This window comes from Rhizobium sp. KNZ14-9A (genome assembly GCF_056755015.1).
In genome coordinates, this window is sequence record NZ_JBPGXB010000002.1 from 592,098 (window position 1) to 616,832 (window position 24,735).

General features: G+C 57.1%; 32 protein-coding genes. 23 read left to right on the forward strand and 9 right to left on the reverse strand.

Going from position 1 to position 24,735, the window contains the following annotated elements:
- The first annotated feature begins 72 nt into the window (after window positions 1-72).
- The 4 genes from ACR9ZQ_RS09015 (at window position 73) to ACR9ZQ_RS09030 (ending at window position 1,902) form a co-directional block, all read left to right on the forward strand.
- On the forward strand, window positions 73-426 hold the full coding sequence (locus tag ACR9ZQ_RS09015) for a DUF1428 domain-containing protein (protein WP_113324512.1): 354 nt from the start codon (window positions 73-75) through the stop codon (window positions 424-426).
- Between the two features lie 74 nt (window positions 427-500).
- Window positions 501-923 (forward strand): secondary thiamine-phosphate synthase enzyme YjbQ, encoded by a 423-nt coding sequence (locus ACR9ZQ_RS09020; RefSeq protein ID WP_310387118.1) that lies wholly within the window; start codon window positions 501-503, stop codon window positions 921-923.
- 122 nt (window positions 924-1,045) lie between these two features.
- Complete coding sequence (locus ACR9ZQ_RS09025) at window positions 1,046-1,351, forward strand: hypothetical protein (protein WP_310387119.1); 306 nt, start codon at window positions 1,046-1,048, stop codon at window positions 1,349-1,351.
- Window positions 1,352-1,530: 179 nt separating this feature from the next.
- Window positions 1,531-1,902 carry a hypothetical protein gene (locus ACR9ZQ_RS09030; RefSeq protein WP_310387121.1) on the forward strand — a complete coding sequence of 124 codons (372 nt, stop codon included), beginning with the start codon at window positions 1,531-1,533 and terminating at the stop codon, window positions 1,900-1,902.
- 114 nt (window positions 1,903-2,016) lie between these two features.
- Here ACR9ZQ_RS09030 and ACR9ZQ_RS09035 read toward each other — a convergent pair whose 3' ends face one another.
- Window positions 2,017-2,760 (reverse strand): SIMPL domain-containing protein, encoded by a 744-nt coding sequence (locus ACR9ZQ_RS09035; protein WP_310387123.1) that lies wholly within the window; start codon window positions 2,758-2,760, stop codon window positions 2,017-2,019.
- 229 nt (window positions 2,761-2,989) lie between these two features.
- Here ACR9ZQ_RS09035 and ACR9ZQ_RS09040 point away from each other — a divergent pair, with 229 nt between their 5' ends.
- The 4 genes from ACR9ZQ_RS09040 (at window position 2,990) to ACR9ZQ_RS09055 (ending at window position 7,726) form a co-directional block, all read left to right on the forward strand.
- Complete coding sequence (locus ACR9ZQ_RS09040) at window positions 2,990-3,727, forward strand: glycosyltransferase family 25 protein (protein ID WP_481427580.1); 738 nt, start codon at window positions 2,990-2,992, stop codon at window positions 3,725-3,727.
- Window positions 3,721-5,064 carry an O-antigen ligase family protein gene (locus ACR9ZQ_RS09045; protein WP_481427581.1) on the forward strand — a complete coding sequence of 448 codons (1,344 nt, stop codon included), beginning with the start codon at window positions 3,721-3,723 and terminating at the stop codon, window positions 5,062-5,064. The genes ACR9ZQ_RS09040 and ACR9ZQ_RS09045 overlap by 7 nt, the downstream gene beginning before the upstream one ends.
- Before the next feature lie 61 nt (window positions 5,065-5,125).
- Entirely contained in the window at window positions 5,126-5,305 is a 180-nt protein-coding gene (locus tag ACR9ZQ_RS09050; RefSeq protein WP_481427582.1) for a hypothetical protein, read from the forward strand.
- Window positions 5,306-5,503: 198 nt separating this feature from the next.
- Window positions 5,504-7,726, forward strand: a complete 2,223-nt coding sequence (locus ACR9ZQ_RS09055) for an adenylate/guanylate cyclase domain-containing protein (protein WP_481427583.1) — start codon at window positions 5,504-5,506, stop codon at window positions 7,724-7,726.
- Window positions 7,727-7,734: 8 nt separating this feature from the next.
- Here ACR9ZQ_RS09055 and ACR9ZQ_RS09060 read toward each other — a convergent pair whose 3' ends face one another.
- Together ACR9ZQ_RS09060 and ACR9ZQ_RS09065 are read right to left on the reverse strand one after the other, a co-directional pair.
- Window positions 7,735-8,247: a YHS domain-containing (seleno)protein gene (locus tag ACR9ZQ_RS09060; protein WP_310389186.1), complete on the reverse strand. Its 513-nt coding sequence runs from the start codon at window positions 8,245-8,247 to the stop codon at window positions 7,735-7,737.
- A 30-nt stretch (window positions 8,248-8,277) separates the two neighbouring features.
- Window positions 8,278-8,868, reverse strand: a complete 591-nt coding sequence (locus tag ACR9ZQ_RS09065; RefSeq protein ID WP_477820579.1) for an ankyrin repeat domain-containing protein — start codon at window positions 8,866-8,868, stop codon at window positions 8,278-8,280.
- 353 nt (window positions 8,869-9,221) lie between these two features.
- Here ACR9ZQ_RS09065 and ACR9ZQ_RS09070 point away from each other — a divergent pair, with 353 nt between their 5' ends.
- Window positions 9,222-9,434 carry a PAN domain-containing protein gene (locus ACR9ZQ_RS09070; protein ID WP_481429290.1) on the forward strand — a complete coding sequence of 71 codons (213 nt, stop codon included), beginning with the start codon at window positions 9,222-9,224 and terminating at the stop codon, window positions 9,432-9,434.
- Between the two features lie 266 nt (window positions 9,435-9,700).
- Here ACR9ZQ_RS09070 and ACR9ZQ_RS09075 read toward each other — a convergent pair whose 3' ends face one another.
- A complete protein-coding gene (locus tag ACR9ZQ_RS09075) occupies window positions 9,701-9,961 on the reverse strand; it encodes a hypothetical protein (RefSeq protein ID WP_481427584.1) in 261 nt (86 codons plus the stop codon).
- 381 nt (window positions 9,962-10,342) lie between these two features.
- Between ACR9ZQ_RS09075 and ACR9ZQ_RS09080 the strand changes: the two genes are divergently transcribed.
- Window positions 10,343-10,510, forward strand: coding sequence for a hypothetical protein (locus ACR9ZQ_RS09080; RefSeq protein ID WP_481427585.1), 168 nt, complete (start codon window positions 10,343-10,345; stop codon window positions 10,508-10,510).
- A gap of 672 nt (window positions 10,511-11,182) precedes the next feature.
- Here the strand turns inward: ACR9ZQ_RS09080 and ACR9ZQ_RS09085 are convergent.
- Together ACR9ZQ_RS09085 and ACR9ZQ_RS09090 are read right to left on the reverse strand one after the other, a co-directional pair.
- Window positions 11,183-12,406 (reverse strand): hypothetical protein, encoded by a 1,224-nt coding sequence (locus ACR9ZQ_RS09085; protein WP_481427586.1) that lies wholly within the window; start codon window positions 12,404-12,406, stop codon window positions 11,183-11,185.
- A 69-nt stretch (window positions 12,407-12,475) separates the two neighbouring features.
- A complete protein-coding gene (locus ACR9ZQ_RS09090) occupies window positions 12,476-12,925 on the reverse strand; it encodes a jacalin-like lectin (RefSeq protein WP_481427587.1) in 450 nt (149 codons plus the stop codon).
- 130 nt (window positions 12,926-13,055) lie between these two features.
- Between ACR9ZQ_RS09090 and ACR9ZQ_RS09095 the strand changes: the two genes are divergently transcribed.
- On the forward strand, window positions 13,056-13,505 hold the full coding sequence (locus tag ACR9ZQ_RS09095; RefSeq protein WP_481427588.1) for a hypothetical protein: 450 nt from the start codon (window positions 13,056-13,058) through the stop codon (window positions 13,503-13,505).
- Window positions 13,506-14,803: 1,298 nt separating this feature from the next.
- Here the strand turns inward: ACR9ZQ_RS09095 and ACR9ZQ_RS09100 are convergent.
- Together ACR9ZQ_RS09100 and ACR9ZQ_RS09105 are read right to left on the reverse strand one after the other, a co-directional pair.
- Window positions 14,804-15,040, reverse strand: coding sequence for a hypothetical protein (locus ACR9ZQ_RS09100; RefSeq protein WP_481427589.1), 237 nt, complete (start codon window positions 15,038-15,040; stop codon window positions 14,804-14,806).
- Window positions 15,041-15,205: 165 nt separating this feature from the next.
- A complete protein-coding gene (locus tag ACR9ZQ_RS09105) occupies window positions 15,206-15,901 on the reverse strand; it encodes a S24 family peptidase (protein WP_481427590.1) in 696 nt (231 codons plus the stop codon).
- Window positions 15,902-16,027: 126 nt separating this feature from the next.
- Between ACR9ZQ_RS09105 and ACR9ZQ_RS09110 the strand changes: the two genes are divergently transcribed.
- The 9 genes from ACR9ZQ_RS09110 (at window position 16,028) to ACR9ZQ_RS09150 (ending at window position 22,532) form a co-directional block, all read left to right on the forward strand.
- Window positions 16,028-16,360 carry a helix-turn-helix domain-containing protein gene (locus ACR9ZQ_RS09110; protein WP_481427591.1) on the forward strand — a complete coding sequence of 111 codons (333 nt, stop codon included), beginning with the start codon at window positions 16,028-16,030 and terminating at the stop codon, window positions 16,358-16,360.
- Window positions 16,361-16,487: 127 nt separating this feature from the next.
- A complete protein-coding gene (locus ACR9ZQ_RS09115) occupies window positions 16,488-16,850 on the forward strand; it encodes a hypothetical protein (RefSeq protein ID WP_481427592.1) in 363 nt (120 codons plus the stop codon).
- Window positions 16,850-17,701 (forward strand): ParB N-terminal domain-containing protein, encoded by an 852-nt coding sequence (locus ACR9ZQ_RS09120; protein WP_481427593.1) that lies wholly within the window; start codon window positions 16,850-16,852, stop codon window positions 17,699-17,701. Before ACR9ZQ_RS09115 ends, ACR9ZQ_RS09120 begins: the two co-directional genes overlap by 1 nt.
- A complete protein-coding gene (locus ACR9ZQ_RS09125; protein ID WP_481427594.1) occupies window positions 17,694-18,152 on the forward strand; it encodes a hypothetical protein in 459 nt (152 codons plus the stop codon). Before ACR9ZQ_RS09120 ends, ACR9ZQ_RS09125 begins: the two co-directional genes overlap by 8 nt.
- Before the next feature lie 2 nt (window positions 18,153-18,154).
- The gene (locus ACR9ZQ_RS09130; RefSeq protein ID WP_481427595.1) at window positions 18,155-20,113 is read left to right on the forward strand and encodes a transposase domain-containing protein; all 1,959 of its coding nucleotides are present in this window, start codon (window positions 18,155-18,157) and stop codon (window positions 20,111-20,113) included.
- Between the two features lie 121 nt (window positions 20,114-20,234).
- A complete protein-coding gene (locus ACR9ZQ_RS09135; protein WP_481427596.1) occupies window positions 20,235-21,254 on the forward strand; it encodes an AAA family ATPase in 1,020 nt (339 codons plus the stop codon).
- A complete protein-coding gene (locus tag ACR9ZQ_RS09140) occupies window positions 21,251-21,544 on the forward strand; it encodes a hypothetical protein (RefSeq protein WP_481427597.1) in 294 nt (97 codons plus the stop codon). Before ACR9ZQ_RS09135 ends, ACR9ZQ_RS09140 begins: the two co-directional genes overlap by 4 nt.
- Window positions 21,541-21,813 carry a hypothetical protein gene (locus ACR9ZQ_RS09145; protein ID WP_481427598.1) on the forward strand — a complete coding sequence of 91 codons (273 nt, stop codon included), beginning with the start codon at window positions 21,541-21,543 and terminating at the stop codon, window positions 21,811-21,813. Before ACR9ZQ_RS09140 ends, ACR9ZQ_RS09145 begins: the two co-directional genes overlap by 4 nt.
- A 53-nt stretch (window positions 21,814-21,866) precedes the next feature.
- Window positions 21,867-22,532 carry a DUF3164 family protein gene (locus ACR9ZQ_RS09150; protein WP_481427599.1) on the forward strand — a complete coding sequence of 222 codons (666 nt, stop codon included), beginning with the start codon at window positions 21,867-21,869 and terminating at the stop codon, window positions 22,530-22,532.
- A 24-nt stretch (window positions 22,533-22,556) separates the two neighbouring features.
- On the opposite strand, the gene ACR9ZQ_RS09155 is transcribed toward ACR9ZQ_RS09150, so the two are convergent.
- Window positions 22,557-23,423: a hypothetical protein gene (locus ACR9ZQ_RS09155; RefSeq protein WP_481427600.1), complete on the reverse strand. Its 867-nt coding sequence runs from the start codon at window positions 23,421-23,423 to the stop codon at window positions 22,557-22,559.
- A gap of 83 nt (window positions 23,424-23,506) precedes the next feature.
- Between ACR9ZQ_RS09155 and ACR9ZQ_RS09160 the strand changes: the two genes are divergently transcribed.
- The 3 genes from ACR9ZQ_RS09160 to ACR9ZQ_RS09170 are packed head-to-tail and all read left to right on the forward strand — an operon-like array spanning window position 23,507 to window position 24,725.
- The gene (locus tag ACR9ZQ_RS09160) at window positions 23,507-24,160 is read left to right on the forward strand and encodes a gp16 family protein (protein WP_481427601.1); all 654 of its coding nucleotides are present in this window, start codon (window positions 23,507-23,509) and stop codon (window positions 24,158-24,160) included.
- Window positions 24,160-24,372 carry a hypothetical protein gene (locus ACR9ZQ_RS09165; protein WP_481427602.1) on the forward strand — a complete coding sequence of 71 codons (213 nt, stop codon included), beginning with the start codon at window positions 24,160-24,162 and terminating at the stop codon, window positions 24,370-24,372. The genes ACR9ZQ_RS09160 and ACR9ZQ_RS09165 overlap by 1 nt, the downstream gene beginning before the upstream one ends.
- Window positions 24,369-24,725 (forward strand): hypothetical protein, encoded by a 357-nt coding sequence (locus tag ACR9ZQ_RS09170; protein WP_481427603.1) that lies wholly within the window; start codon window positions 24,369-24,371, stop codon window positions 24,723-24,725. The genes ACR9ZQ_RS09165 and ACR9ZQ_RS09170 overlap by 4 nt, the downstream gene beginning before the upstream one ends.
- The last annotated feature ends 10 nt before the right edge of the window (window positions 24,726-24,735 follow it).

Below are 24,735 nucleotides of genomic sequence, written 5' to 3' on the forward strand. Positions count from 1 at the left end.
AATTGACGCGGCAATGTCGGATGCCGCCGGCGTCTAACGTCCTATGGACGTTAACACGAGAGGAGAAGTGCAATGTCCTATGTTGATGGTTTCATCGTCGCCGTTCCCCGCGAGAATGTCGATGCCTACAAGGAATTCTCCGCCTATGCCGGATCGATCTGGAAGGAATATGGCGCGCTCGAATATGTCGAATGCCTTGGCAACGACGTGCCCTATGGCGAGCTGACCTCATTTCCACGCGCCGTGATGGCCAAGGATGACGAGGTGGTGGTCTTCTCCTGGATCCTCTACGAATCCAAACAGCAGCGCGACGAGGTCAATGCCAAGGTCATGGCCGATCCGCGCCTTTCCAGCGACAAGTGGAAGATGCCATTTGACGGCAAGCGCATGATCTATGGCGGTTTCGAGGAGTTGCTGCGGCTCTAACATCGAGCCGATGCCATTGACTTCGAGAGCAAGGCACGCCACCTCGCGAGAGACAATCTGCGACGGAGACAGCCTTGCCCCAGACTACCTTTGTGATTTCCACCCTCGGCCAGGGCCTCTACGAATTTACCGATCAGGCCAATGACTTCGTGTGCCGGTCCGGCTTGGAAGACGGGCTGCTGACGGTCTTCGTGCGCCACACCTCCTGCTCGCTGCTCATTCAGGAAAATGCCGATCCCGACGTGAAGACGGATCTCAACAGTTTCTTCCGTCGCCTCGTGCCGCCGTCATCCGATCCGTCGATGGGCTGGGTCGTCCATACGACGGAGGGACCTGACGACATGCCGGCGCATATCAAGGCGGCGCTCACGCAGGTTTCGATCAGCGTTCCCGTCAGCAGCGGCCGGCTGATGCTCGGCACATGGCAGGGCATCTATCTCTTCGAGCACCGCGACCACCCGCACTGGCGCGAGGTGGTGCTGCATTTGAGTCCGTGAGGTCATTAACCCTTGTGAATGCCAACTGAATGGATGGTTCGAATGGCATTCAGCTTCATGGGTTTAGTCTTGCGACAATCCCAAAGGGGAGATCGAGGAAACACCACGAGGAGACAACCCCAATGTCGCATTTCCTTGCCAAGGCTTCGCTTGCCGCACTACTCGCTCTGAGTTCCGTCCCGTTTGCCGGCTCCGTTGCTTTCGCCGCTCCCCAGACGGATTTCGTCGTCAAGGCGCAGTATCACCGCCCGCCGGTTCGCGGCTGCTCGCCGATGCAGGCCATCCGCAAGGCCCGCTATTCCGGCCTGCGCGACGTGCGTATTTCCAACATTACGCCGCGCCGGGTCGTCGTTGCCGGCCGCGACCGCCGTGGCTGGGACCGCATGACCTTCGCCAATGTGCGCGGTTGCCCGCTCATGTATCGCTAATTCGCTCGGCCAGAGCCAGGAAGACATGGGTCAGGAAAACTTGAACTAGAAAACTTGAGCTCCGGCCGTTTTGTCTTGACCGCGGCACTTTCGACCGTCTTCTCTCGGAACTGTATGTAAGTGATTCCGAACAGGCTCCGGCAGTTGCCCGCGCGGCTATCAACCACGAGGATCTTTTCATGATGCAGTTTCTGGCGAAGGCGGGGCTTGCCGCCCTTCTTTCCGCTGCTGCGCTGGCCGGCACCGTTGCGCCGGCTGCAGCACAGGTGAATATCATTATCGGCGAACCGGACCGTGGTCCGCCCCCGCCGGACTGGCGTCGCCCGCCGCCACCGCCGCCGGGTTACGGCCGTCCGCCGGGCTACGGGCGTCCGCCGCGTGGCGGCTGCGATCCGCGCATGGCGGAAAACATCGCCGAGGATTACGGCCTGCGCCGCACGCGCGTCGTCGATGTTACGCCGCGCCGTGTCATCGTGCAGGGCTGGAGCCGCCGCGGCCCCGACCAGATGACCTTCGGCAACGTTCGCGGTTGCCCGCTCATGCGCCGCTGATACCAGGCGCACGATCGTCCGTCGCATAAAAACCGCCCTTGCAGACAGCAAGGGCGGTTTTCTTTTGAGCAACTTTTCCCGTCGGGACAGGGCGCCAAAGCGCCCTGTCGAGCCTTACTGCTCGATTGCGAAAGTCATGCTGACGGTGACATTGTAGCTGTTCTCGCCGCCCTGGACCGGAACGGCAGCGGCATCGGAGGCTTCCTTCATCATCGCGGCGCGGTAGACCGGCTGCGGCATCGGGCGCATGACATTCTCGCTGATCTCGACGATGCGGCCGACCTTCACGCCGGCGGCTTCGCTCAAGGTCTTCGCCTTCCTGATCGCGTTGGCGACAGCGTTTTTGCGGGCTGCCTCCAAGGCTGCTTCCGGCTTGTCGTTGGTGAACTGGATATCGCCGCCCTGATTGATGCCGAGAGTGACAGACTGATCGATGATCTCGCCCAGTTTGGACAGGTCGCGGACGCGCACGGTGACCGAATTGCTGGTCTGGTAGCCGATCAATTGCGGCGGCTGCGGCTGGTTATCGACCGGCTGCGGGTAATTGTACTGCGGCTGGATCGAAAAGCCCGAGGTCTGCAGATCGCGATCGGCAATGCCGCTCTTCTTGAGCGCGGCCAGCACTTCGTTCATCGCCTTGTTGTTTTCGTCGAGCGCTTCGCGGGCAGTCTTTGCCTGTTTGACGACTGCGAGATTGACGACGGCCATATCGGGAGCCAATGCCGATTCGCCTTCTCCTGATACGTTGATGACCGCTTCGCGCGGCTTGTTCTCCTGCGCCAGAAGCGGAGCGGATGCCGCGAGCGGCAGGCTCAGAAAGGCTGTCAGAAGGGCAGTCTTGGTGTAGTTCGGCGCCATGTTTGTTCCTCGGCTGTTTGCGTCCCTGCGAGCTTTGTGTCTGCGGATTGTGAAGCTATTGCGGCAGGAATTGATATGAGAATTGCTTTACCATGATGATTGCTTTCGACTAAAGGGTGTAGGGGGTAATCAACGCATGGTAGGTAATCTGGGCGTGTGGATGTTGCCCGCTGTTAAGCCTCGACTTATAAAGAACCGCATTTCTGTCTCATGCTGAAGTTTCGCTTTTATGAAAATCGGTGCCTATGTCATCAACCTGAACCGCTCCATCGCTCGCTGGGAAGGGCTTTCGCGGAAGGCCAATTCGCTGGCGCTCGACGTCGTCAGGATATCCGGGGTGGATGGCTCGCAGATCCAGCCGCACGACAAGGCTGACATCAACAAGCGGCAATTTCTTCTTCGCAATGGCAGGAACTATCTGCCGGGCGAGCACGGCTGCTATCGCAGCCACGTCAAGGCTCTCACCGAGTTTCTCGACAGCAGCAATGATGCAGCGATCATCATGGAAGATGACGTGGAACTGCAGGCCAATCTGATAGAACGTGCAGAGGCTGTGCTTGCTGCCGTTCCGAAAGCGGAATTGGTCAAGTTGCTCAACCACCGGTCCAAGGGCTTCATGCAGAAGGCGACGACGAAATTCGGCGATGTCATCGGCCGCTGCATCCACGGGCCGCAGGGTTCGGCTGCCTGCTATCTGGTCACCCGATCCGGCGCAAAGAAGCTTCTCCGGACCATGACTGTCATGGTCTATCCCTTCGATGTGGCATTAGAGCGCGGGTGGTCGACCGAGGTTAATACCTTTACGGTCAAGAACAATCTGATAGAGCTAGGGCCGAACAGCCACGAAACGGCGATTGCGACGAAGCTCGACTACAGACGGCAGAAATTTAAGGGAATACGCCGCTCCGTCACCCATCTGCTTCGCGCCGCCGATTATGCTAGAAGGGTGCAATATTCTCTATGGTAGCGAGCGAAGAGCCGATTGCCACGCCCTCCCGCCTCAAGCCCGTCCTCGTCATCCTGTGGCTGCTGCTGATTTCGGCTCCCATTCTGGAAAGCGATAGCTATCGCTATGCGGCGCTGTTGCTGATCGGGACGACCTTTGTCTGGTTCAAGCCGAATTTAGGTCTGCTGAAGCGAGACTGGCTGGCCAATGCCTGCCTTGCCTGGGGCGCCTACGCGCTGCTGCGCTTCCTCTTCGGCCTGATCGTCGACGGCGAAAAGGGCGCGTCCGACTGGCTCTACGCTTTTCCGCTGTTTTTCCCGGCGGTTGGCATCGCGCTTTATTCTAGCCGGAAACATGTCGAAACGGTCTTTGCGATCTATTTCCCGATAGCCCTTGCCGCCCTGCTGATCTCCACCGACTACCGGCTGATCCTGGAAGGCGACGCACGTATTTCGCCGCTCTTCCATAACAACCTGATCCATGGCGCGATTGGCTGCGGCTTCCTGATGATCGGCGCTTTCTACTGGCTGTTGCACGCCTGGGAAACCGGCAAGCTCGCGCGCCGTTCCGGCAGCTGGGTTATTGCCGTCGCGACACTCATCATCGCACTCTGCCTTTTCAATATTTATGGCTCCAAGGCGAAAGGCGTCTGGCTGAGCCTCGTTCTCGTCGGGCCGCTCATGCTGGCCTCGCTGCTGCTTTACGCAAATAGACGCCGGGCCGCCTTGGTAGGGGCTGTTGTCGCCGCTCTCATCGCAGCAGCGCTTTTTGTCGGCGGCGATGATATCTGGAGGTTTGCCGGCCCGACCTATGAGGCAACCGCACGGATCGAGACCGAAATCTCTGCTCACGGCGCATGGAATGCTGTCGCTGCTGCGATCGCGTCAAAAGATACGCCGGAATCGATGAGTGAACGGCTGCAGCTCTGGGCGAATGCTTCGGAAGTGATTGCCCAGGCGCCTCTCTTTGGTGCCGGTAACCACTGGCTGACGCTCTGGAACTCGACCACCTATGCCAGCGTGCCCTATACGCTGCTCCATAACGGCTATTTCGAGATGCTTGTCCGTCACGGGCTGTTCGGCATTATCGTTTTCGCCATATTGGCAACGGGCATGTACAGCCGCGTTTTAGCTGCGTGGAGAGCCAAGCTGATCAGCCTCAGCGCGCTACTCGCCTATAGCATGGTGACGCTGTTCTTCCTTGGAACGATCCTGTCCAACTCCAACAACCGGCTGGCAATCGGCGAATCGTTCTTCTTCGTGTTCTCCGCCGTCGCGTTTGCCTGCGGGATCATGTTGAAGAAGGGAGAGATCAGGCAGGATACCGGCATGGTATCTCGGGATCAGAAGGCTGCCTGAGAGGGCGAAGGAACCCAGCCCAAAAGGGGGTTCCGAGCGCTCCTAGGCTGGAGCGCCCGCGTTGTCAGATACCGAAATCGTCCAGAAACGAAGGATGGACCGCGGTCTTCCTTGCCTCGCGCGCATCACGATAGCGCTGCTGGGCAGAATCGAAGCTATTAACGATCCGTCGGATAAGGCCGCTTTTGCGGCGTTTGAAAATCAAGTGCATAGCAAGCTCGCTTTTTCTTATTTTTGTTAGCTGGCAGCATATAATTTGCGCAACGTGGCGCGGCAATGAGCATTTTGGCATGCCACCTATGCAGAATATGACAGTGATATGACATGGAAGGGATCGCGGTCAGCCTAAGGCGTCCGAGGCCGATCAATGGCCGCGATGGTATCGGTCATAGCGGTGCTGTAAGATGCGGCTGTCGTCCTTTCGGGGGAAGAGACTGACATGGAGCGCCGCCTTGCAGCCGTGCTGATTGCCGATGTCGTGGGCTATGGCCGTTTAAGCCAGGTCGATGAGGAGGGGACGCGTCTGCGTTTCCAGGCAGACATGAGGGAGGTTGTCGAGCCCCTGATAGCCGAGCATAGCGGGCGGCTGGTCAAAACCATGGGCGACGGGCTGCTGGTCGAATTTCACAGTGTGGTCGAAGCCATGCGCTGCGCAGTGGACGTGCAGAAGCTGAAGGCGAAGCACAATGCGGAGATTCCGGCCGATTTTCGCCTGGATTTCCGCATCGGCATCAATCTCGGTGACATCATCGTTGAGGGGAACGATATCCACGGCGATGGCGTCAATCTTGCCGACCGTATGCAGGTGCTCGCGGAGCCCGGCGGGATCGCGATCTCCGGGCCAGCCTACGATCAGGTGAAATCGAAACTCGATGTCGGCTTCGTTTCGCTCGGCGAGCAAAGGGTCAAAAGTATCCCCGAGCCGGTGCGTGTCTACCGCGTCGTGTTCGATCCGGCGGCAGCCAAGAAGTTCAGCAATCTGCGAGAATATCTCAGCCGCCGGCGCATCGCAGCAATGGCTGCTGCTGCCATCCTGCTCATTCTGGCAGGAGCGGCGCTGTGGTGGCAGCCATGGGCGCTGCTCGAAAATCCATCGTTGACCCAGCGCTTTGCCTATCCTTTGCCGGACAAGCCCTCCGTTGCCGTGTTGCCATTCATCAATGTCAGCGGCGACGTCGAGCACGATCATCTTGCCGAAGGCCTGACCGATGATCTGATTACGGAACTGTCGAAAGTCTCCGGCCTCTTCGTTATCGCGCGTCACTCCGTCTTTGCGGTGCGCGATGGTGGCGGCAAGATACAGGATGTGGCGGCCGAGCTCGGCGTCCATTATGTCCTTGAAGGCACGCTGCAGCGCGCGGGCTCGCGATTGCGCATCAATGTCAAACTGATCGATGCGCTGACCGGCCTTTCCCTCTGGGCCGAGCGCTACGACCGCGAATATGCCGACCTTTTCGCGGTTCAGGATGATGTCATCAGCAAGATCATCGCAGCGCTTGCCATCAGGCTCAGCGAGGGCGAGCGCACGCAACTGGCGCAGATCCCCACGGAGAACCTCGAGGCCTATGATTATTACATGCGCGCCGAGCAGGCAGGCCTCACCTATGGAGACGTTGCGACCTACCGCGAGGCGCTGTCCTATTATCAGAAGGCGATAGACCTCGATCCGAATTTTGCCGATGCGCATGCGGGGATAGCGCGCATCGCCGTCGATGTCTGGCGCAACGACTACAATATCCTCTGGTCGGCGGCCGTGGCCCGCAAGATCGCCTATGACGCGGCAGGGCAGGCATTGAAGATCGATCCGAACAATGCGCGGGCGCATACGGTCCTTGCCCTCCTGCAATTGGTCGATGGTCGCCAGACGGAGGCGCTGATATCGGCGAACCGTGCCGTGCAGGCGCAGCCGAGTGATGCTGAAGCCAATGGCAATCTGGCCCTCGTGCTCGCTCATATCGGCAATCGCGAGCAGGCGATCAGCGAAATGGAAAAGGCGCTGCGCTTCGATCCTTCGCCATCTCCCGGCTTCCAATTGCTTGCGGGTATCGTCTTCTACATCGTGGGTGATGACGACCGGGCGATCTCACTGATGGAGGCGGCCCGCGACGCGCTTCCCAATGCGGAGGCTGCGCGCGAATTCCTGGCTGCAGCCTATATCGAGGACGGCGATAAGAAACGCAGTCTGCAGGAGAAGACGAAGCTGCTGGAGCTCTTTCCAGAAAGCAATCTGACCTATTACAGCTATCTCTACGACTACTGGCGCAAGGAGGATCTGAACCTGCATTTGAGCAGGCTGCAGAAAGCGGGAATTCCTGAATGGCCTTTTGGAATTCAGGGTGAGAAGGCTGATCAGGTCACCGGCGAGCAGTTGCGCGATCTCATCAGCGACAAGACCTGGGCCGGCAAACACCGCAACGGCACGCAATTCGTCCAGTTCTTCGACAAGGCCGGCAATACCGCCTACCGCAGCGCCAACACGAATATCACCGGCACCGTCGAGATCAGGGGAGACTGGCTCTGCGAGAAATTCGCGGGCTATTTCCTCGACAGGATGGTCTGCGGCAATGTCTATCGCAATCGCACTCCCGAAGAGCCCGGCGCGACATATGTGCATGTCACGCCGCAGGCGCTGAAATTCTTTTCGATCGACGCTGACCGGTGATTGGTCACCTACTGGGCAGACGGATGCTGCCAGTCTTTCTGCGCCTTCTCCGATATCAGGATGTTCTGCACTTCCGACCAGTGCTTCTGGGAGTCGACCACCTTCGTCGGGTTCTTTACCAGTCCGTCGGCCGCACCCGGATCGTAGCTGATATAGAGCTTGCCTTCGATGATCCGCCAAGCATTCGGATCGATATTGGTGGTGACCGTTCCGAAGGATACGCCATCGGCGCAGTAGCCGCCATATTGTGGGGCATATTTGCCAGGATCCTTGACGAACATGTCACGATGCTCGGCGCTGGCGAAATACCAGGTCGCGCCCAGCCAGTGATGGGAATATTGCGGCGACCCTTCCACGGCTTTATCATCAGTGAAATAGGCGACCGGGTCATAGCCCTTGATCGCCACATCCCCGAAATAGCCCGTATTGACGAAGTCTTCTGCTGCGGCTTCGTTTGCCAGCAGCAGGACGGCAAGGCCACCTATAGCTGCGGCCTTCACAAATCCATTCCAGTGAGACATTTCAATGCTCCCGTTTTCAGGTGCGCACGCTCATTTTCGCTTCGTGCATTCGTCATAGAGCCACTGACCCGTGAGGTCCGCTCCCTGACAGGCGGCGCCTGCTTTCAACAATAGAGTGACCGCGTCCCAGTGCGATCGCCATCCAGCCTGGGTCACCGGCGTATAGCCGTTTCTTTCCTTCGGCTCGATATCGGCCTTCTGCGCGAGCAGGAAAGCGATGACATCGGCATGGCCTTCTTCGGCTGCCGCATGCAGCGGCGTCATGCTGTAGAAGTTCTTGTGATCGTTGACGGAGGCGCCTTTCGCCACCAGCAGTTCCACGATATCGAGATGGCCGCCATAGGCCGCCGCATGCAGGGCCGTCAGCCCACCCTTGTTGCGGATTTCGATGTCGCAACCGCGATCAAGAAGAAGAGTGACGACATCGGCCTTGCCGGACAGGGCCGCAATCAGCAGCGCCGGCTCGCCCGTATCATCCAGTTCAGCGAGGTTTGCTCCCTGATCGGCAAGCTGCTTGACACGCTCGACATTGCCCTCGCGCGCCGCATCGTGCAGTGGGCCCGCGGACGCTGCGGAAATCCCAAGGCCGAAACAGATGAAGCTGATCCAAAAGACATTCATCGCGCACCCCCGTCTTGCCATCCCTGGCTTACAAGCGCGAAAGTGTAGTTAAGCTATCATGAATATGAGGGGTGGGCAATGAATGGCGGTGTCTTCCGCTGCATTTGCCCGCACAGACCACGTCCTCGCTGATTGATGCCCGAGGCTACGACGCGATTGGCTTTGACTACCGGTCCATCAAGGACGTGACTTATTCCGGGTGCCACGGGATTTGTGAAAGTGACAGCTAATGCAAGGCGATTACCTACAACACGAAGCACGGTGTTTGCTTCCTGAAGGATAACGTCGTCGCCCTGATCCGGAATTCGGATGCCGTTGCAGCCTATGCATCCTCGAAGGCCGCGGATGTTATCATATCCGATTTTTCAAGCTATTCCGGCGTCGATCTTCCCGGTGGCGACTATAAGCGTCTTAGGGGAAGCAATTACCTGCAATGTTTCACGGCCTGCGTCGGCGACAATGCCTGTAAGGCATTCTCTTATGTGCCCAGGAAGTCCGAATGCTGGCTAAAGAATACGATAGGTCGGCCGAAGGTGACGAAAGGCGTGGAGTTGGGGATCAAGTAGATGGTTCGATCCGGACGAATCCCGATCTATTCATCCGGCATGTCGGGAAGGAGCGGGGTCGGGGATCGACAGAAGCTCATTAAAGATTGGCGCGCAATCGTCCGCCTCAGCAGCGCGGGAAATTATGCAAAGAGCCGATCTTTTCCAGAGCTCTTCCTAAAAATGCCTTGGCTGGCGCCTGCCCAATGAGGCTCGACATCAACAGCGGCCATGGGGGCACCTCAAGCCGCCTCACAAACTTCCTATATGGCGGCCCAACGGCGCTCCTAACGCCAATGGAACCACCAGTCATCAGGAAGCAGATGAGCTGCGATGCGCAGCACTACCACAAGCAGCGCGAACAAAATCCATTTGATGATCCGCAGCTCGGTCACGATCCTTCGCGAGTTTATGCCGATAAAGTAGGCGACATACTCCTGCGGCGTCGCATCGGCAAGCATCCGGTCCTCCCGGTCGAGTTTGTCCAGATCCTTTTGTGCATCGGCCTCAAGCCGCTTCTTCCAATCTCTGAAGAACTCGATCTTCATAGCGCCCCCAATGCCGTTCGAATAACATTCCTATCCCATCCGAATAAGATGCCAATGGGGTACGAAGATACGAGAAATGGAAACTGAGACCCGATTGAACATGCCCTCACAGGCATGGGTCTAGCGAATGATGATCAGGTCACCGCGCTGCAGGCCGCTATGAGCAAGGTGTACGAGGGCGTCAAATCCACCAAGACTTTCTGAAGTCCGTCCGTGGCGAGACTCCGTAGGTGAATGTTGTTCCAAATGTTGCCTTGAAATCATCAAGGGCTTGGCCAAGTAGTGAAAGTCTCGGCTAAAGTGATCTCAATCGCGGCCATCCTGATTACGTCCAGCGCCACGGCTGGCGAAATTGTTTGGCGATCTCCGACGAGCGGCACGTTGACCGCCGTTTCTGATCCTGTGTCGCCGCCGACCGAACCGGAACAGCCAGCTTTCGGAATCCGCTATGAGCCGGTGCGGGTTGTCGTTGGTACGGCGATCAGCGTCATGCCGATTGGGGATATCAGCGGATACGTGTTCGGTGCGCAAACGGGAATCCTTTGTTGAAAAGTGAATCCGTTCTCTCGTTTCCATAGATACATTCCGCGCCTCTCAAACCGGCTCGAAATGTGTACGTAGCGGAGTATTTCGCCGTTGTTGTGTGACACCAGTATCCGGAATATGTGGGAATCTCTGGGATTATCCGGGATCGTATGCGAAGACGCCTAAAATCAGGCTCTTAGGTGGGGCGGAGCGGGAAATCCCTTCAGTTATCTTTGACAGTTCGAATTGCAAAAGGGCAGGCTCACAGAGAAACCTGCCTGAATTGGATGTTTGCCTCAAAATGCTTTCGAGAAAACCTCCAATCGCCTTCAAATTCCCTTCAAGCCTACAAAACAAGGATTCTTAGCTTGTTCGCGACGCAATAAGCGACCGCGCGCCCGTCGCGCTTTTGGCTTTTCCAGCAAAAAAGATTTCCACGGGAACGCGGAAATCTTTCGACATTCTCTAATGAGGAAAGAAATCAATCGGATGGCTTGCGTCCGATGCCGGGGAGATTTCCACATTGCGGCCGTTTTGCAATGCCCGCGCTGCGTCCTCACATCTGACGTTCAACGGTGCAATCTCAGTTCCCAACGGTCTCGCTGCGTAGCGCGTGAGAGGCTTCAACGGCGCGCAATCCGCGCAGGTTGGATGTGAACTTGCTTCGAGGGCTGAGGTTAATCTAGCCCCGCGCCGCTAAGAAGATTTCTCGAACCGCGTGATAATCTCGACGTTCAGCGATTTCGCTTCAACGCTGGTATCCATGCGCGCAATGAACCGGCTGCCAAGCGCCATCATGGGCGTTATCGTCTGACTTTCGCTGCGACGAACGAGCTCCTCCACTACCTGAACGATCCGCAGTAATTCCGATGGATCAAGTATGTGAAGATACCCCCGTGTCGCTTCCACGAATTCGAGCATCATTTCAAATCCAAACTCGTTGGGCAGCAAACGCAGATCTGGCACGAGGATAATCGCGTGGATCGGCTGATGCCGTTCAACCTCCTGCTCACACCCCTCAAGGTCGTAGATCTTTGCACCGTCGATGATCTGGCGAGCCGCGCCCTTCAGTTGCTTGAACGCCTTGGCGATGTTAGCAAGCACATTCTTGCTGAGCTTTGTCCTGTCGGGAAGCTTTGCGCGATTAAGAAGCGCGAGCGCTTTGGACTCAAAAATGAAAGTCCCGCCCGAATAGCTCAGAAGGATGTCGGTCAGCTCACGAAGTCGCCCGCCCTTCATGATCTGCGGCTGGTCAATGACGGTTAAGGGATGAAGGTTATTGGCGAGCCAGATAACAAGCTTTTCCTGTTGACGCCCCTCGTCGAGATCGAAGAGATCAAGCTCACTGACACCCGCCCGGTGCGTGATTAGCGAGTTCCTCACGGGGTTCCAGCGCGGAACTATGGGGAGGTCGACATGAAGGAAAGTTGAATCGCTGGCGTCACCATCTCGCGAGCGAATGAACAGGCCGTCTATCGTCGCGCCCATCTCCGAGTGGTTGAATTTGCCGAGGCTTGCATAAGCAGCGAGCGATCCCAATCGGCTGCCTCTGAGATCCAAGGACATGCCTACCCAGGCCACATTGACGGCCAATTCGTTGAACAGAAAGACCTGTAGCGGCTTCCCCTCCGCTAGGCCGAAAAGCGCTTTACGCTCTTCTTCGCGCTCTAGAACCGACCAGATGATCCCTGGCGACGTGGGATCATCGTGCACTATCAGACCGTAGAATAGTCGATCACCACGAACCTGGGCAATCATCAACTGTAGCCGGGCACCGCGCGTGAGATGCTTGAGCACAGGGGCATCTGTTTTGATCAGCAGGGTCGGCTCAAACTCGTCCTTGCCCTTTGTGTAGTCGAACCGAACCAGTTGCGGCGTGGCAAGGAACTCGCTCCGATTATGCGCTGACAGAATGTGCATGGCTGGCCTTACGCTGGGGTGGATGCGCAACAGGCGGCACATCGAGCATGGTGCGGCCCGATAACATTGCTACCACTTGGTGCAATCATCTTTAACGTAAGGCGGATCCGGCATGTCGACCCGAAAAGTGAGGCGGCTGATCAAGGGAAGCGCAAACCCGGGAAAATAGCCTACCATGCCAGAGATTCCGCGCAATCGACCGCCCACGAGAGCGCAGTGGAGTACGCCGCCGCCCAACCCAATACCTCCGGATTGAAGCGTTTTGTTTTTGTTCGTTGAAACGTGTATCGTGTCAATTACACCGCCGGATCGAAGAGTTATGTCTCTAATGTATTCGTCTTCATCCAAGATCATCGTTTCTGAAAGTGTTCCTCCAGGTCCCCCATGCGCATCGCCGTTAACTATTATACGGTCTACGAATGTGCCGCCTGCGAATGCGAGAGATCGAATGTTGTTGTATTCGGGAAAAGCTGTACCCGGAATGTTTCCATAAGTTATAATTTTCTCGACAAATGCCACGTCATGCCTCCGGTGGGATTGCCAGTTTGAACTGAGTCATTGAACCAAGCGCACAATTAAAAGTCGAGTCTTTTATTGACTTTATTCTTACTGGGTATTTATTTCTAGGTGTATCGAAGGGTACGTAATCATGGGGGTGAATATCATGTCTGGCGAGATACAATCCGAGCTTCTCGAAGTCTTAAAGAAAAATGAAGTTACTGCAAAGGCGGGGTCCTTTAACGTCACTCGCAGAATTGAAGTGCGTGACGGATCATTTTTAGACACAACGCTATGGCTACATGTGTCCGGAAACGTGGAGTGGTCCATCTTTCATGCGCACGCTTGGGGACGAGCAAGCGTGTCTACTGATGAAGCTGGCGCCAATTCGTTTGCAGTGCAAGAACTCAAACTCCAAATTGTAATGAACAGTCCGGAGCAACAGAACAAGACGAGCTTAGGTAATAACGTTGCTATAGTGGACAATGATGTAGTGTACGGCTCCACAAGTCCAATCTTCAGCGGGCCGCATACCCTTTTCGTGGCCACCGCAACCCATCCAGGATTCGGCACATGGTCTTCGCATACCACTGTGTACTAACTTGACGTCGAGACAGCGCCTGAGAAGATAGTCAGCAGATCAGTCTCTCCGAGACACAAGCGTGTCGCGCAAACCAGGATACGAAGCGGCCGGATGCATGAGGTCCGGCCGTTTTGGTTTTGGGGTGGGCACGACTTTCAATCAAAGCTCGCCTGATCTTATCTTCAGCAGGATCAGGATTATGCAGGCCTTTCCGAAACTTTGACGGTGCAAGCGTGTTTCTAGGAAAGCCATGCCGCCAATAAATCAGGAAGGCGGCGTCGCCGAACTCCCCGGTCACACACCGTACAATTCGCACCCGTTTCGCTCTCAGTCAAATCGAAACAATGCATTGCACATCTGTTGCCATTCACCAGGACGTTATCGTGTAAAGTCCGCCGAGGGCCGATAGCCGTCGTTGAGTGAAACGGTGGGATCGGCAGCAGGTGCGGTAGCACCCGGCGTTGTCCAAGGGCGTCTTTACGCCCTCGGTTTTTCTATAATCGGCATTTGTTTGCATGTTGGTTCAGCCTGCGATAGCCGCTCGCGGGGATCACCTCACTGGTGGCACTTGGCAGGCCCCTAAGGCAGCAGAGCCCGAAATAGAATCAAAATTATCAAGCTCAGGATCATGGATCCCGTATAACTTAGTAAGTACAATACGGAGAAATTGTAAATCTTTCCGCCAAATAATATTTCCAAGGCATAACACTTAGCAATTGTGCAGGCGGACGAAATTGGAAAAAAGAATACAAATACAAAATAAAAAACATATATTATGCAACTAAAATACAAAATCCAAAACAAATCTTTGCGCGTCGTTTCTCCTCTTGGCGCAAGCAGCGTATCGCCGCACCTTATCTTTTGCGAGGTACATATTGCGAGGAAGCAAAGCGTTGTTAGTAATTGCGCTACAACGATCACGAAGCGCAGATTGTATGTTGGTAAAAACAAAAGTCCAGTGCCGGAAATGACACCTAACGGAAGTAGAAATGCGGCGACAAAGCTATCTCCAGTCATTTTCCTTCGATACAAGAGGGTCGACGCCGTTACATAAGCTGACCATGTCGTAGCCACGATTGGAACTGGGCCGACTACCCAAGGCAAATTAATAGAAGGCATTGATGTTTCCACGTGGAATTGTCAGCAATTTTGACAACATAGATTCCACGAACGTACGCCGTCAAACACAACGGATTTGGCTGTCGCGCGAGCGATCATGAAATCTGAAGCGCTCGTTATGTCAGCGATTCCGAGCGATCGCTCTGATAGGCTAGGGCCGCTACAGCGCCCCCCGCCATGCTTGTCGTACGTTGCTTTCAAGCCGCGATATCAGCGGTCTCGCCGTATTGGCACAGAACACGCGGGCTGCTCATATCGCCGCTCTCCAGGTCTACCATCACGGCATAAGCAGCCACGCCAATGAACCTCTCTGCCATCGCGCCGGCAAGACGCTCTGCTGCTGCGGAATTAGAAGCTTGCCGCATTTCACCGGGAGCAATGTTCCCGCGAATTTTCTTAAATGGCATAACGATAAATTTCTCACACAATGACACCGGCAAATCCTTTCGTTCTTACAACCGATGTTCTTATTTTGTTCGCATGGGTTGCAATGTCAATGAGGTATCTTCCGTACTCAGCTATGGGTGTGGAAATAGTTTGCGCTAGCGCCGGAGAGTGAGCCGAATTGGCGTACGGACTGCCTGTGGATGACAGGTGGATTATCGGACCGGCATTGGGGCGTGCCCCGTAAACATGATGCGTCCGCCAACTCGCAATTCGTCAATGCGATCGGCCGTAAACTCTTCCGGAGGATACCCGGCCGCCATGTTGTCCGAGGTCAGGAAAAGCTTGCCGTCCAACGACCAGCGAGCGCGTTTGACTAGGGCACGATCCATCACGTTGAAATGATAGATGCGCCCGTCATCGACCTCCGTTTTTGAGGCATCCGCTATAAGCAAGGCCCCATCGGGGATGGTCGGCCACATCGAGTCGCCACGGGCTTCCAGAATGTAGCAATATTCGGGATTTGCACCGAGGTTGCGCAGGAAGTCGCGACCAAACGCTACTTCTCCAATCGGCATTTCATTGACCGGCACTAGCCCACGACCTGCGGAAGCTCGGGCATCGAATCGTGGCAGCCGAACGATATCATTGCGAGCCGAAGAAGTGCCATCCAACCCTCCAGCAAGCATTCCAAATTTGGAATGAGAGCCAGCGAGGGAACCGAGGTCAGTTCCGGTTGCCTCAGCAATCTTGACGACGTTTGCAAAAGACGCACCGGAAGATTTTGCGAGATATTTATTGAGTGTTCCCAAAGGGATGCCCGTGCGATCGGCGACTTGCTTCGCGCCTGTCTTCGCGATGGCGGCAGATAGTCGATCGCGGATCGCCTGATCCTCTTCCAAATCTTCCATACGAAATTCCAAAAATGGATTGACGTAATCCCATATTTGGAATTACATCGATCCATAGATACGGACCAAATCACCCATGAAAAGGGAGGCCGGCCAGGGCCTCCCTCATCAAAACGAGGATCCACTATGCACCGGCCCCAGCAGGCGGACAAGAAGACCCGAAAGGCGATCGACAAGATTGCTGAGATGACAGCGATCAAAGGTCGGCTTTTTACCGCCGGCCTTGCTCTTCTCGATATCGATCGCACGTATCAACTCCCGCGTGGAACGGCTGGAACGACGCTCCGGGAACCGAATGCGGCTGGGGAGAGGGCGATCGCTGCAGCTCTCGGTACAAGGCCACATCTGCTGTGGCGGTCGCGTTACCACGCCTCCGGTCTGCGGAAATCCCCTCAACCCCGCGAGAACTATGAGCGTCCGGCCACGATGGCACAACGCCAAAACGGCCCGGTGGCTTAGACATGCGCAACCCCTTCATTCCCTCACGTTCCCCGGTTTGCGAGGCTGCAAATCTGGTCCTGATTTTCGGCGTGACCGTCGCAGGTATTGCGGCGGCGGCAGCTGCACTCGTTGCGAGGGTGATGGCATGAGCTTGAACGTATTCGACCAGAACGCGCTCTATGACGCGCATCTTCACGCCTGCTTTGCGGCAGTCCGCGAGGGCTTTCCTCATCTTGCGGTTGGCGAGATCGTCGACCCGCCGCACGACTGGTTCGATGCGGCTCTCGCGCGCCAGGTCGTGATGCACCTGATGGTCACGGAATTAAAGTGGCCGAAGCGGCGCGTCGTCGAGGTCGAGAACCGTTCTCGCGAAGCGATCAACCGAGCGCTCCGCACGATTGATGCTCGCCTCGGGAGTCTGCGTTTCGCGGCTCACTACAAGACGATGGCTCTGCGCGCCCGCGCGCTCATCACCCTCCAAACGACAGCAGAAGAAGAAGTCGCATAATGGCCGAGTTCAAACGCATCCTCATTTCAGACATCGTCATTCCGGAGCGGCTGCGCGCTGTCGAAGAAGAGCATGCGATCGCGATTGCGCAGAGCATCGTCGAGCATGGCCTGATCAACCCGATCACCGTTCGCAGCACGCCCAATGCGAATGGCGGCAAATATACTCTTGTCGCCGGCGCCCATCGCATCCGGGCAGAGCAGATCAATGAAGAGCCCGAAATCGACGCGATGATCGTCGAAGGTGACAAGGCCGAAGCCCAACTCATCGAGATCACGGAAAACCTCTTCCGCAATGATCTGTCTGTTTTGGATCGTGCCGTGTTCGTACAGTCCTACAGGGATATCTGGGAAAAGAAGCACGGAAAGGTCGAGGCGGGCAGGCCGGGAAATAGTGCCAACTTGGCACTATTATTGGAGGAAGAGGCCGAGAGCGGTGGTTTTTCTCTTCACGTAGCAGACCGGATGGGGCTTTCGAGAAGAGCCTACTTCCGGCTCAACAAGATTGCGCAGGATCTCCACCCCGACGTGCGCGCCGCTGTGCGAGGCACGGCTGTAGCCGACAATCAATCGGCGCTTCTGAAGATCGCCAAGATGGAGCCGCAGAAGCAGCGGCAGGCGGCAGTCGCTTTTCGCGCCGAACCGGATCTGAAAAAGGCGCTCGCGCTTGTCGAGCCGTCACCGCAGCTGTCTAAGGCGCAGGTCGAGCAGGCAACGCTTCTCTCTCGCCTCGTCACAGCCTGGGAAGACGCCAGTGAGGGGACGCGCAATCAATTCTTGTCGCATATCGGCATGGGTGACGAACCCGATGCCCTGATGGCGGAAATCCGTAGCGAGGCCGGCGATGAGTAAGCATCCCGCCCAGCTGGACTTCTTCCTGAAGCCGCTTTTCCCTGTTCGTCAGGCTGCAGTCACCATCGACATCGAACGGTTTCGCGCCAAGCTGAAGCGGGCGATGGCGCAGGCGATCAGGGAATGCCCGCACAGCCGTGAGGTCGTCGCGGCGCGCATGGCTCAATATCTCGGCTTGCCAAATCTCTCCAAGACGACGCTCGACGCCTACACAGCGGAAAGCAAGGCCTCCCACGACATCAGCCTTGTCCGTTTCAAGGCTTTTGTCCGAGCGACGGGCGCTCTCTGGCTTTGGGATCTGATCGTCTCGGAGGACGGACTGATCATGCTTGAGGGCGACGAAGCACGTCTCGCCGAAATCGCCCGGCTTCAACAGGAGCAGCGGGCGCTTGCCCAGGAGCTGAAGGCGCTCCGATCCACTCCCATCAACATCAAGCGACGCGGACGTTAAGCGTGAAGCAGTTCTACACCATAGCCGAGTTGATCGCTGCAAACCTGCCCGACCTTCCGCGTACGGAGAAGAGCCTCGACAATTTGGCCCGCGCGAAGTGGCGTGGGAACGAGGCGACCGCCCGGCGGGTGAAGGGCAAGACGAAGCCGGTATGGGAATATCACGTTTCTCTCCTGCCGCAGGCGGCGCAAACGCGCTTGTTGATCGTCCATTCCGCTCCAGCAAATGACGACAAGGATCTGAAAGCGCAAGAGAAGAAGGCTCTCTGGCAGCGTTACGAAGCGTTGCCAGCACATCAGAAAACGATCTGTGAAGCCCGTTTGAAGACGCTTCAAATGGCCGATGAGCTTGAGCGCGCCGGCATGTCTGCCAAGGCTGCGGTCCTCATGGCCTGCAACAAGGGCGGTGTGGAAAAGTCGGCGCTCTACGAGTGGCGCCGTATGGTCGAGGGCGTCGACCGCCAGGACTGGCTTGCTGCGCTGGCTCCGAATTACACCAATGAGCGAAGCCGGTCCGTCTGCCATCCGAAGGCATGGGAATATCTGACGTCGGACTATCTCCGCGCCGAGGCGCCAAAATTCTCCACCTGCTATCGCCGCATGGTCAAGGTCGCCGAGAAGCAGGGATGGTCCCCGATACCGCATGAGCGATCCCTTCGCCGTCGCCTTGACGCGGAAGTATCCGCAGCAGTCCAGCAACTCGCGCGAAAAGGCAAGGAAAGGACGAAGGGGCTTTATCCGGCCCAGCGGCGCACGCGTTCGCACTTACATGCGATGCAGATGGTCAACATGGACGGTCACAAGCTGGACGTCTTCGTGTCGGTGCCCTGGTCGCAACAGCCGGTTCGCATGTTCCTGCTCGGCATCCAGGACCTCTATTCCGGCAAGATCGTCGCATGGCGCATCTCCGACAGCGAAAACAAAGAGACGGTGCGCCTGGTCATCGGCGATATGGTTGAGCGCTTCGGCATTCCCGACCGTATTTACCTCGATAACGGCCGATCCTTCGCCTCGAAATGGATCTCGGGCGGTGCGGCGACCCGCTATCGGTTCAAGGTGCGGGAGGAGGATCCAGAAGGTCTGCTCGTCACGCTCGGCATCGAGCCGCGCTGGACCAATCCATATTCGGGTCAGTCGAAGCCGATCGAGCGCGCCTGGGGAGATCTGGCGGAGAACATCGCCAAGCACCCTTATTGTGCCGGAGCCTATACGGGCAATAAGCCGGACGCAAAGCCAGAAAACTACGGAAGCCGCGCTGTTCCTCTCGAAGGCTTCCGCGCTCATGTCGCCCGCGAAATCGCCGAGCACAACGCCCGGTCCGGCCGCAAGTCGCAGACCTGCAAAGGCAGAAGCTTCGACGAGACGTTTCAGGCGAGCATTGAAGCGGGAGCTATCGTGCGTTGGCCGACAGCGGCGCAACGTTCGCTTTGGCTCCTCGCATCGGAAGTCATTCGGGCTCAGAAGGGCAGTGGGGAGATCCACTATCACGGCAACCGCTACTGGAGCCGCGAACTGAACCAGTATGCCGGTCAGAAGGTGACGATCCGCTTTGATCCCGACAATCTGCACGGCTCGATCCGCGTGTACGACCTTAAGAACACGCTGATCTGCGAAGCACCTTGCATTGCCGATGCCGGCTTCGACGATCAAGAAGCGGCTCGACAGCACGCACGAAGGCGTCGCGATTATCAGAAGGCAGTCGCCGCCGAGAAAGCCGCGAACGCAGCGCTTACGGCCGCCCAACTGGCCGACCTTCTCTCCAAGGGCGAGCCCGCGACGCCGCCGGCACCTGAGCCGATCCGTCCAAAAATCACACGCCTGTCGAGGGGCAACTTGGCGCTGAAGCAGCAGCCGGCGAGCGACGACGGCACCTTCGAAGACAGTTTTTCCCGCGCCTTATCCCGAGTGTCGGGCGAGCACGCGGTCATCCAATTCCCGAAGGGGGATCGGTCGGGAGAGTAGTGCGTCCGACCGGAATAGCAGAGCCGAAATGTAGTGCGTCCGGTTCCGACAAAAAAATAGGGCGGGGTTCAACCCCGCCCGCCAAATCAGCCCTCAAAGGGCGAACCAAAGGAACCATAGTATGAACAAACACGTCGACACAAGTAGGATGACAGGCTGGGAACAGCCCGAACCCTCGATCGACTTTCTTTCCAAGCACGTCGACGACATCGACGACTGGCGGGCAATCCGCGAGCAGGTCGCGGAGCTGGCGATCGCCAACTCCTGGAGCAAGGCGGAAGTCACCCGCCGCAGCGCCATGAAGGAGGGCACCTTCAGCCAATGGTTCTCCGGAACCTATCTCGGTCGCCTCGAAAACATGAACCGGCAAATGCGCCAATGGGTGGACGCGGTCGTTGAGGCGGCCGGCATGCCTGCCATCCCGACGTCGCCGGCGTTTGTGAAAACCCGCATTGCAGCGGAAATTGCCCAGACGCTCCAGTGGGCGCAGATGACGGCCGATCTCGTGATGATCACGGTCGGCGCCGGCTTCGGCAAGACGGCCACCTGCAGGCACTATCGCGCCACCCATCCGCATGTCTTCCATGCAACCGTCAGCCCCCACACCCGCACGGTTCACGGCATGCTCGTCGAGCTGGCGGCGGAGCTGGAGGTTCATGAAAACAATCCAGCCAAACTCACCCGCGCGATCGGCGCCAGGCTCCAACGCATTGGTGGCGGTTCGCTCCTGATCATCGACGAAGCCCAGAACCTCGTTGATGACGCCATCAACCAGCTCCGCCATTTCTCCGACATCTACCAGTGCGGCATTGCGCTCGTTGGTAACGAAGAAGTCTATTCCCGATTTGCCAAGCAGGCTGCGGGAAAGTCCTACGCCCAGCTGAAGCGCCGTATCGGCAAACACCTGAAGCGCCAGAAGCCTTACGCGGAAGACGTCGCCGCCTACATCAGAGCCTGGGACGTCACCGATCTCGACAGCGTCAAGCTGCTGACGGGGATCGGCATGAAGGGTGGGGCGCTCGGGCAGATCGACAAAACGATGAAGCTCGCCAGCATGATCGCGATCGCCGACGATCGTGCCGTCACGCTCAAGGATATCCAGGACGCCTGGAAGAACCGCGACGTGGAGGATCTCGGATGAGCGCTGCCCTGGTCCTTAGCGCTGAGATTGCCAACGCGCGGACGCGCTTTGACGGACTGGTCTCTCCTGACCGTTCCAAGGACGCCGACGTCGTCGCGTTTCGCAAGCATCTCCAGATCCTCGCAAAACTCGCTCAGAGCCTCGAACGCGAAGTGCAGATCTACCGGCTTTGCGAGGCCGGCAAGACTGGTCGCGAGGTCGTCGAGCAGCTCGCCGCAGAGGCAGCTGCCGCCTTTATTTTGAACAGCGACGGAAACGTCATCAGACCGGATTTCGGGAGAAAATCATGAGCTGCCTTTTGCCATCCACATACCTGGTCGAAATCCGCGACGAGCTGAAGCCCTGCATCCACGGCGGCCGGTTCTTTACGAGCGAGGACGTCGGCAACCTGATCCGGCGCCTGAATACGGCGATCTCTCTTACCGAGGAGATCGAAGAGGAAACGGCTTCGCTGAAACGGCGGGAACGGCTTTTCGCCGGCCACAGCCGTCCCGCCTTGGTTGGGCCGAACGTCGTCGCCTTCCCAACCAGTCAGCCGCCGAGCGGCGGCCGCGCGTAGAGCGCAGCTGCCAACCAGACGTTTTGGAAACAGCAATTTTAGGAGCAACTGGAATGGAAAGCGTCATCATCGAACAGCAGTCCGACGCCGAAGGCGCTGCCGGCATCACCGTCGTCAACGGCAAGGAGTATATGAGCGATGCCAAGGGCAGCCTCGTTCCTGTCGAAAACGTTAAGCCCGAACACAAGCTCGAAGATGAGGTGGTTCGGAAGATCATCGGATTTGCTGCGGACCTGTCCGCGCAGATTGAGCGCTTCCGTGGTCACACGATGACCGACTTGGGCGAGTTCGACGCACTGCTCGCACAGGAATACGGCTCGAAGATCGGCGGTCCCAAAGGAAACCGCACCTATCAGACCTTTGATGGACTGATGAGGGTGCAGGTGCAGATCGCTGACTTCGTCGATTTTGGACCACAGCTGCAGATCGCCAAGAAGCTGCTCGACGAATGCCTAATGGAGTGGTCGGCCGATAGTCGGCCCGAGATCCGGGCAGTCATCACCAAGGCGTTCAACACCGAGAAGGAAGGCAAGGTAAACCGCTCGGAAATCTTCATGCTCTTGCGCCTCGATATCCCGGATGCGCGGTGGCAGGACGCGATGCGCGCGATCCGCGAGGCTATGCGGATCACTGGATCGAAGGAATATGTCCGGTTTCATACCCGCAGCTCCATTGAGGAGAAGTGGCAGACCATCACCATTGATCTGGCGAAGGCCTGAGGTGAGGCAATGATATCAACTCGGTTATCGGATAGTGAGTTCAGTCTGCTGTTGGAGTTTGCTGACGTCTTCCATGAATTTTTTTCCATCGTTCGAAAGTTGCTCAGCAAGGTATTTAAAGTCCTCGTTGGACGCTTTGATCTCCGGCGCGAGCTGCGGGTATCTCGTGGAAAGTTCACGATGTTCATCGTGATAGATACTGCGGGTCTCTCTCCATTTCTCCTCGAGCAATTCAATAGAGTTTTTCAGTTCGATGAGCGTGATGTGGCAGGCTTCGTCCAGTATCGGTCCGATCTCATCGACAGATTGTCCAAACATCACCAGACGGAACCCTTTGAGTGCTTCAAAGTAGCCCCAAATTTCTGGACTATTGATAACTTTCTCGGGCCATTGGGGATCGGAACTCTGTTCCTCGTACCATCTTCTAAAGTCGTCGAGTGCTTGTATGCGCTGGGAAAGCTCATACTTCACAAATGTGGCGGCACGCCGGACCTTGACCAAATCTCCACGAAGCGACAGCCGAATGAGCTCCCTATGGCGTGCATCACTCTTTGTATCGGACGCCTGCATTTGGAGCACGGTGACGACTGCTGCGCCAATGGCGATAAAGCTACCGATCAACGTCTGGTACTCACTTATCCATGCTGCCCATTCTCCGCGATGATCGGGTTTGAAGACGCGGAAAATCTGCATCGCTATGTTGATAAGCGGTGCCTGGGGTTGCGGTGCCGTAACCCCCAAGAAAACAAAAAACGCAGCGGTGAAAAACGCGGCCAGCAGCGCCAGAAATATCTTTCGGCCGCTACCACTTTCCGTGTCTCTGCTCACTCGCATCATGACGATGAACACGAGGCCGGAAGCAACGAGCGAGAAGATCGCGAGGGCGTTCATTTCACGGACCATGGCGAGAGAGCGCGACAATTGAGCGCAGGATCGCACGGCGGCCGAGATTTCGGTAGCTGCGGGATGCCGCAATGATCACGTCGATTGCGGCAATCCACATCGCAAAAAGTCAACTCGGCCTGGATGAAGATACATATCGGGCAAAGCTGACTATCATCACGGGCAAATCCTCGACCAGGGACATGACCGAAGGCGAGCGCCAGAAGGTGCTCACGGTATTCCGCAATGAGGGTTTCGTGCCAGCTGGTGCAATTCGGCGCGCTGACGGCCGGCATAAGCTGACCGGTAAGTTTGCCAAGAAGCTACAGGCACTCTGGATCGCCGCTTGGAACCTTGGCATTGTCCGCGAGCGTGATGACGCCGCGCTGATCGCGTTCGTCAAGCGCCAGACCGGCATCGAGCACACGAGATTTCTCGTCTATGCCGAAGACGCCAGCCGGGCGATCGAAGCCTTGAAAAGCTGGATCCGTCGTGAGGCCGGTGTCTCCTACGGCAACACCAACGGCCATGACTGGCTTTCCACCGATGGCGCGAAGGTCGCCTGGGCGCAGTGGAAGTTACTGACGCCGGGCGCTGGTCTCATGGTGCGCAAGGGCTTTGACCAGGAGGTTATTCGCCTCACCGGCGCAGCGCTTCTCCAAGACGTGAAGGGTTCGGGTTGGCAGGCCGTCATGAACCACTTGGGACAGCAGATCCGCCAGCGCCGCACGGGTTCCGAAAACTGATGGACGCGCAGCTTCCACACCTAACCTGGGAGAAGCAGGCGGAACATTTCCGCCTCCAGGAGAGCCGTGAGGAGCTGCTCGTCCGGATTTCAAAGCTAAGGCCGCACGCGCACAAACGTCTCGCTCTGGAGGAGCGCGTCCGGCAAATCACACTTCGGCAGATGGAAATCGAAAACGAACTGCACGATCGCACCGGAGCGCTGAGCCGATGATCGAGATCCCTGAAAATCTTCAGCCTTATATCGATGCGATCGGCGAGGATCTGACGCTCAAGTTTATCATGCGCTTTGGGGGTGCCCCGGTTTATCTCTCGTCCGACCCGAGAAGTGATAGCGATGTGGTTGCGGCCATTGGCGTCGAAGCTATGAAGAGCCTTGCCAAGGTTCTCGGGCCAGGTCAAATTAATCGCGTACCGATCGCTCGCGAATGGACGGCGCGAAAGCTAAAAGTGCAGGGCTGGTCAACGCTTTCGATCGCCCGAGAACTCAGGGTCACCGACGAGACCGTTCGGCGTATCTTAAACGGCCGTAACGGGCGCGATCGCCAGATATCATTTCCCTTTTGACCGTTGCCCC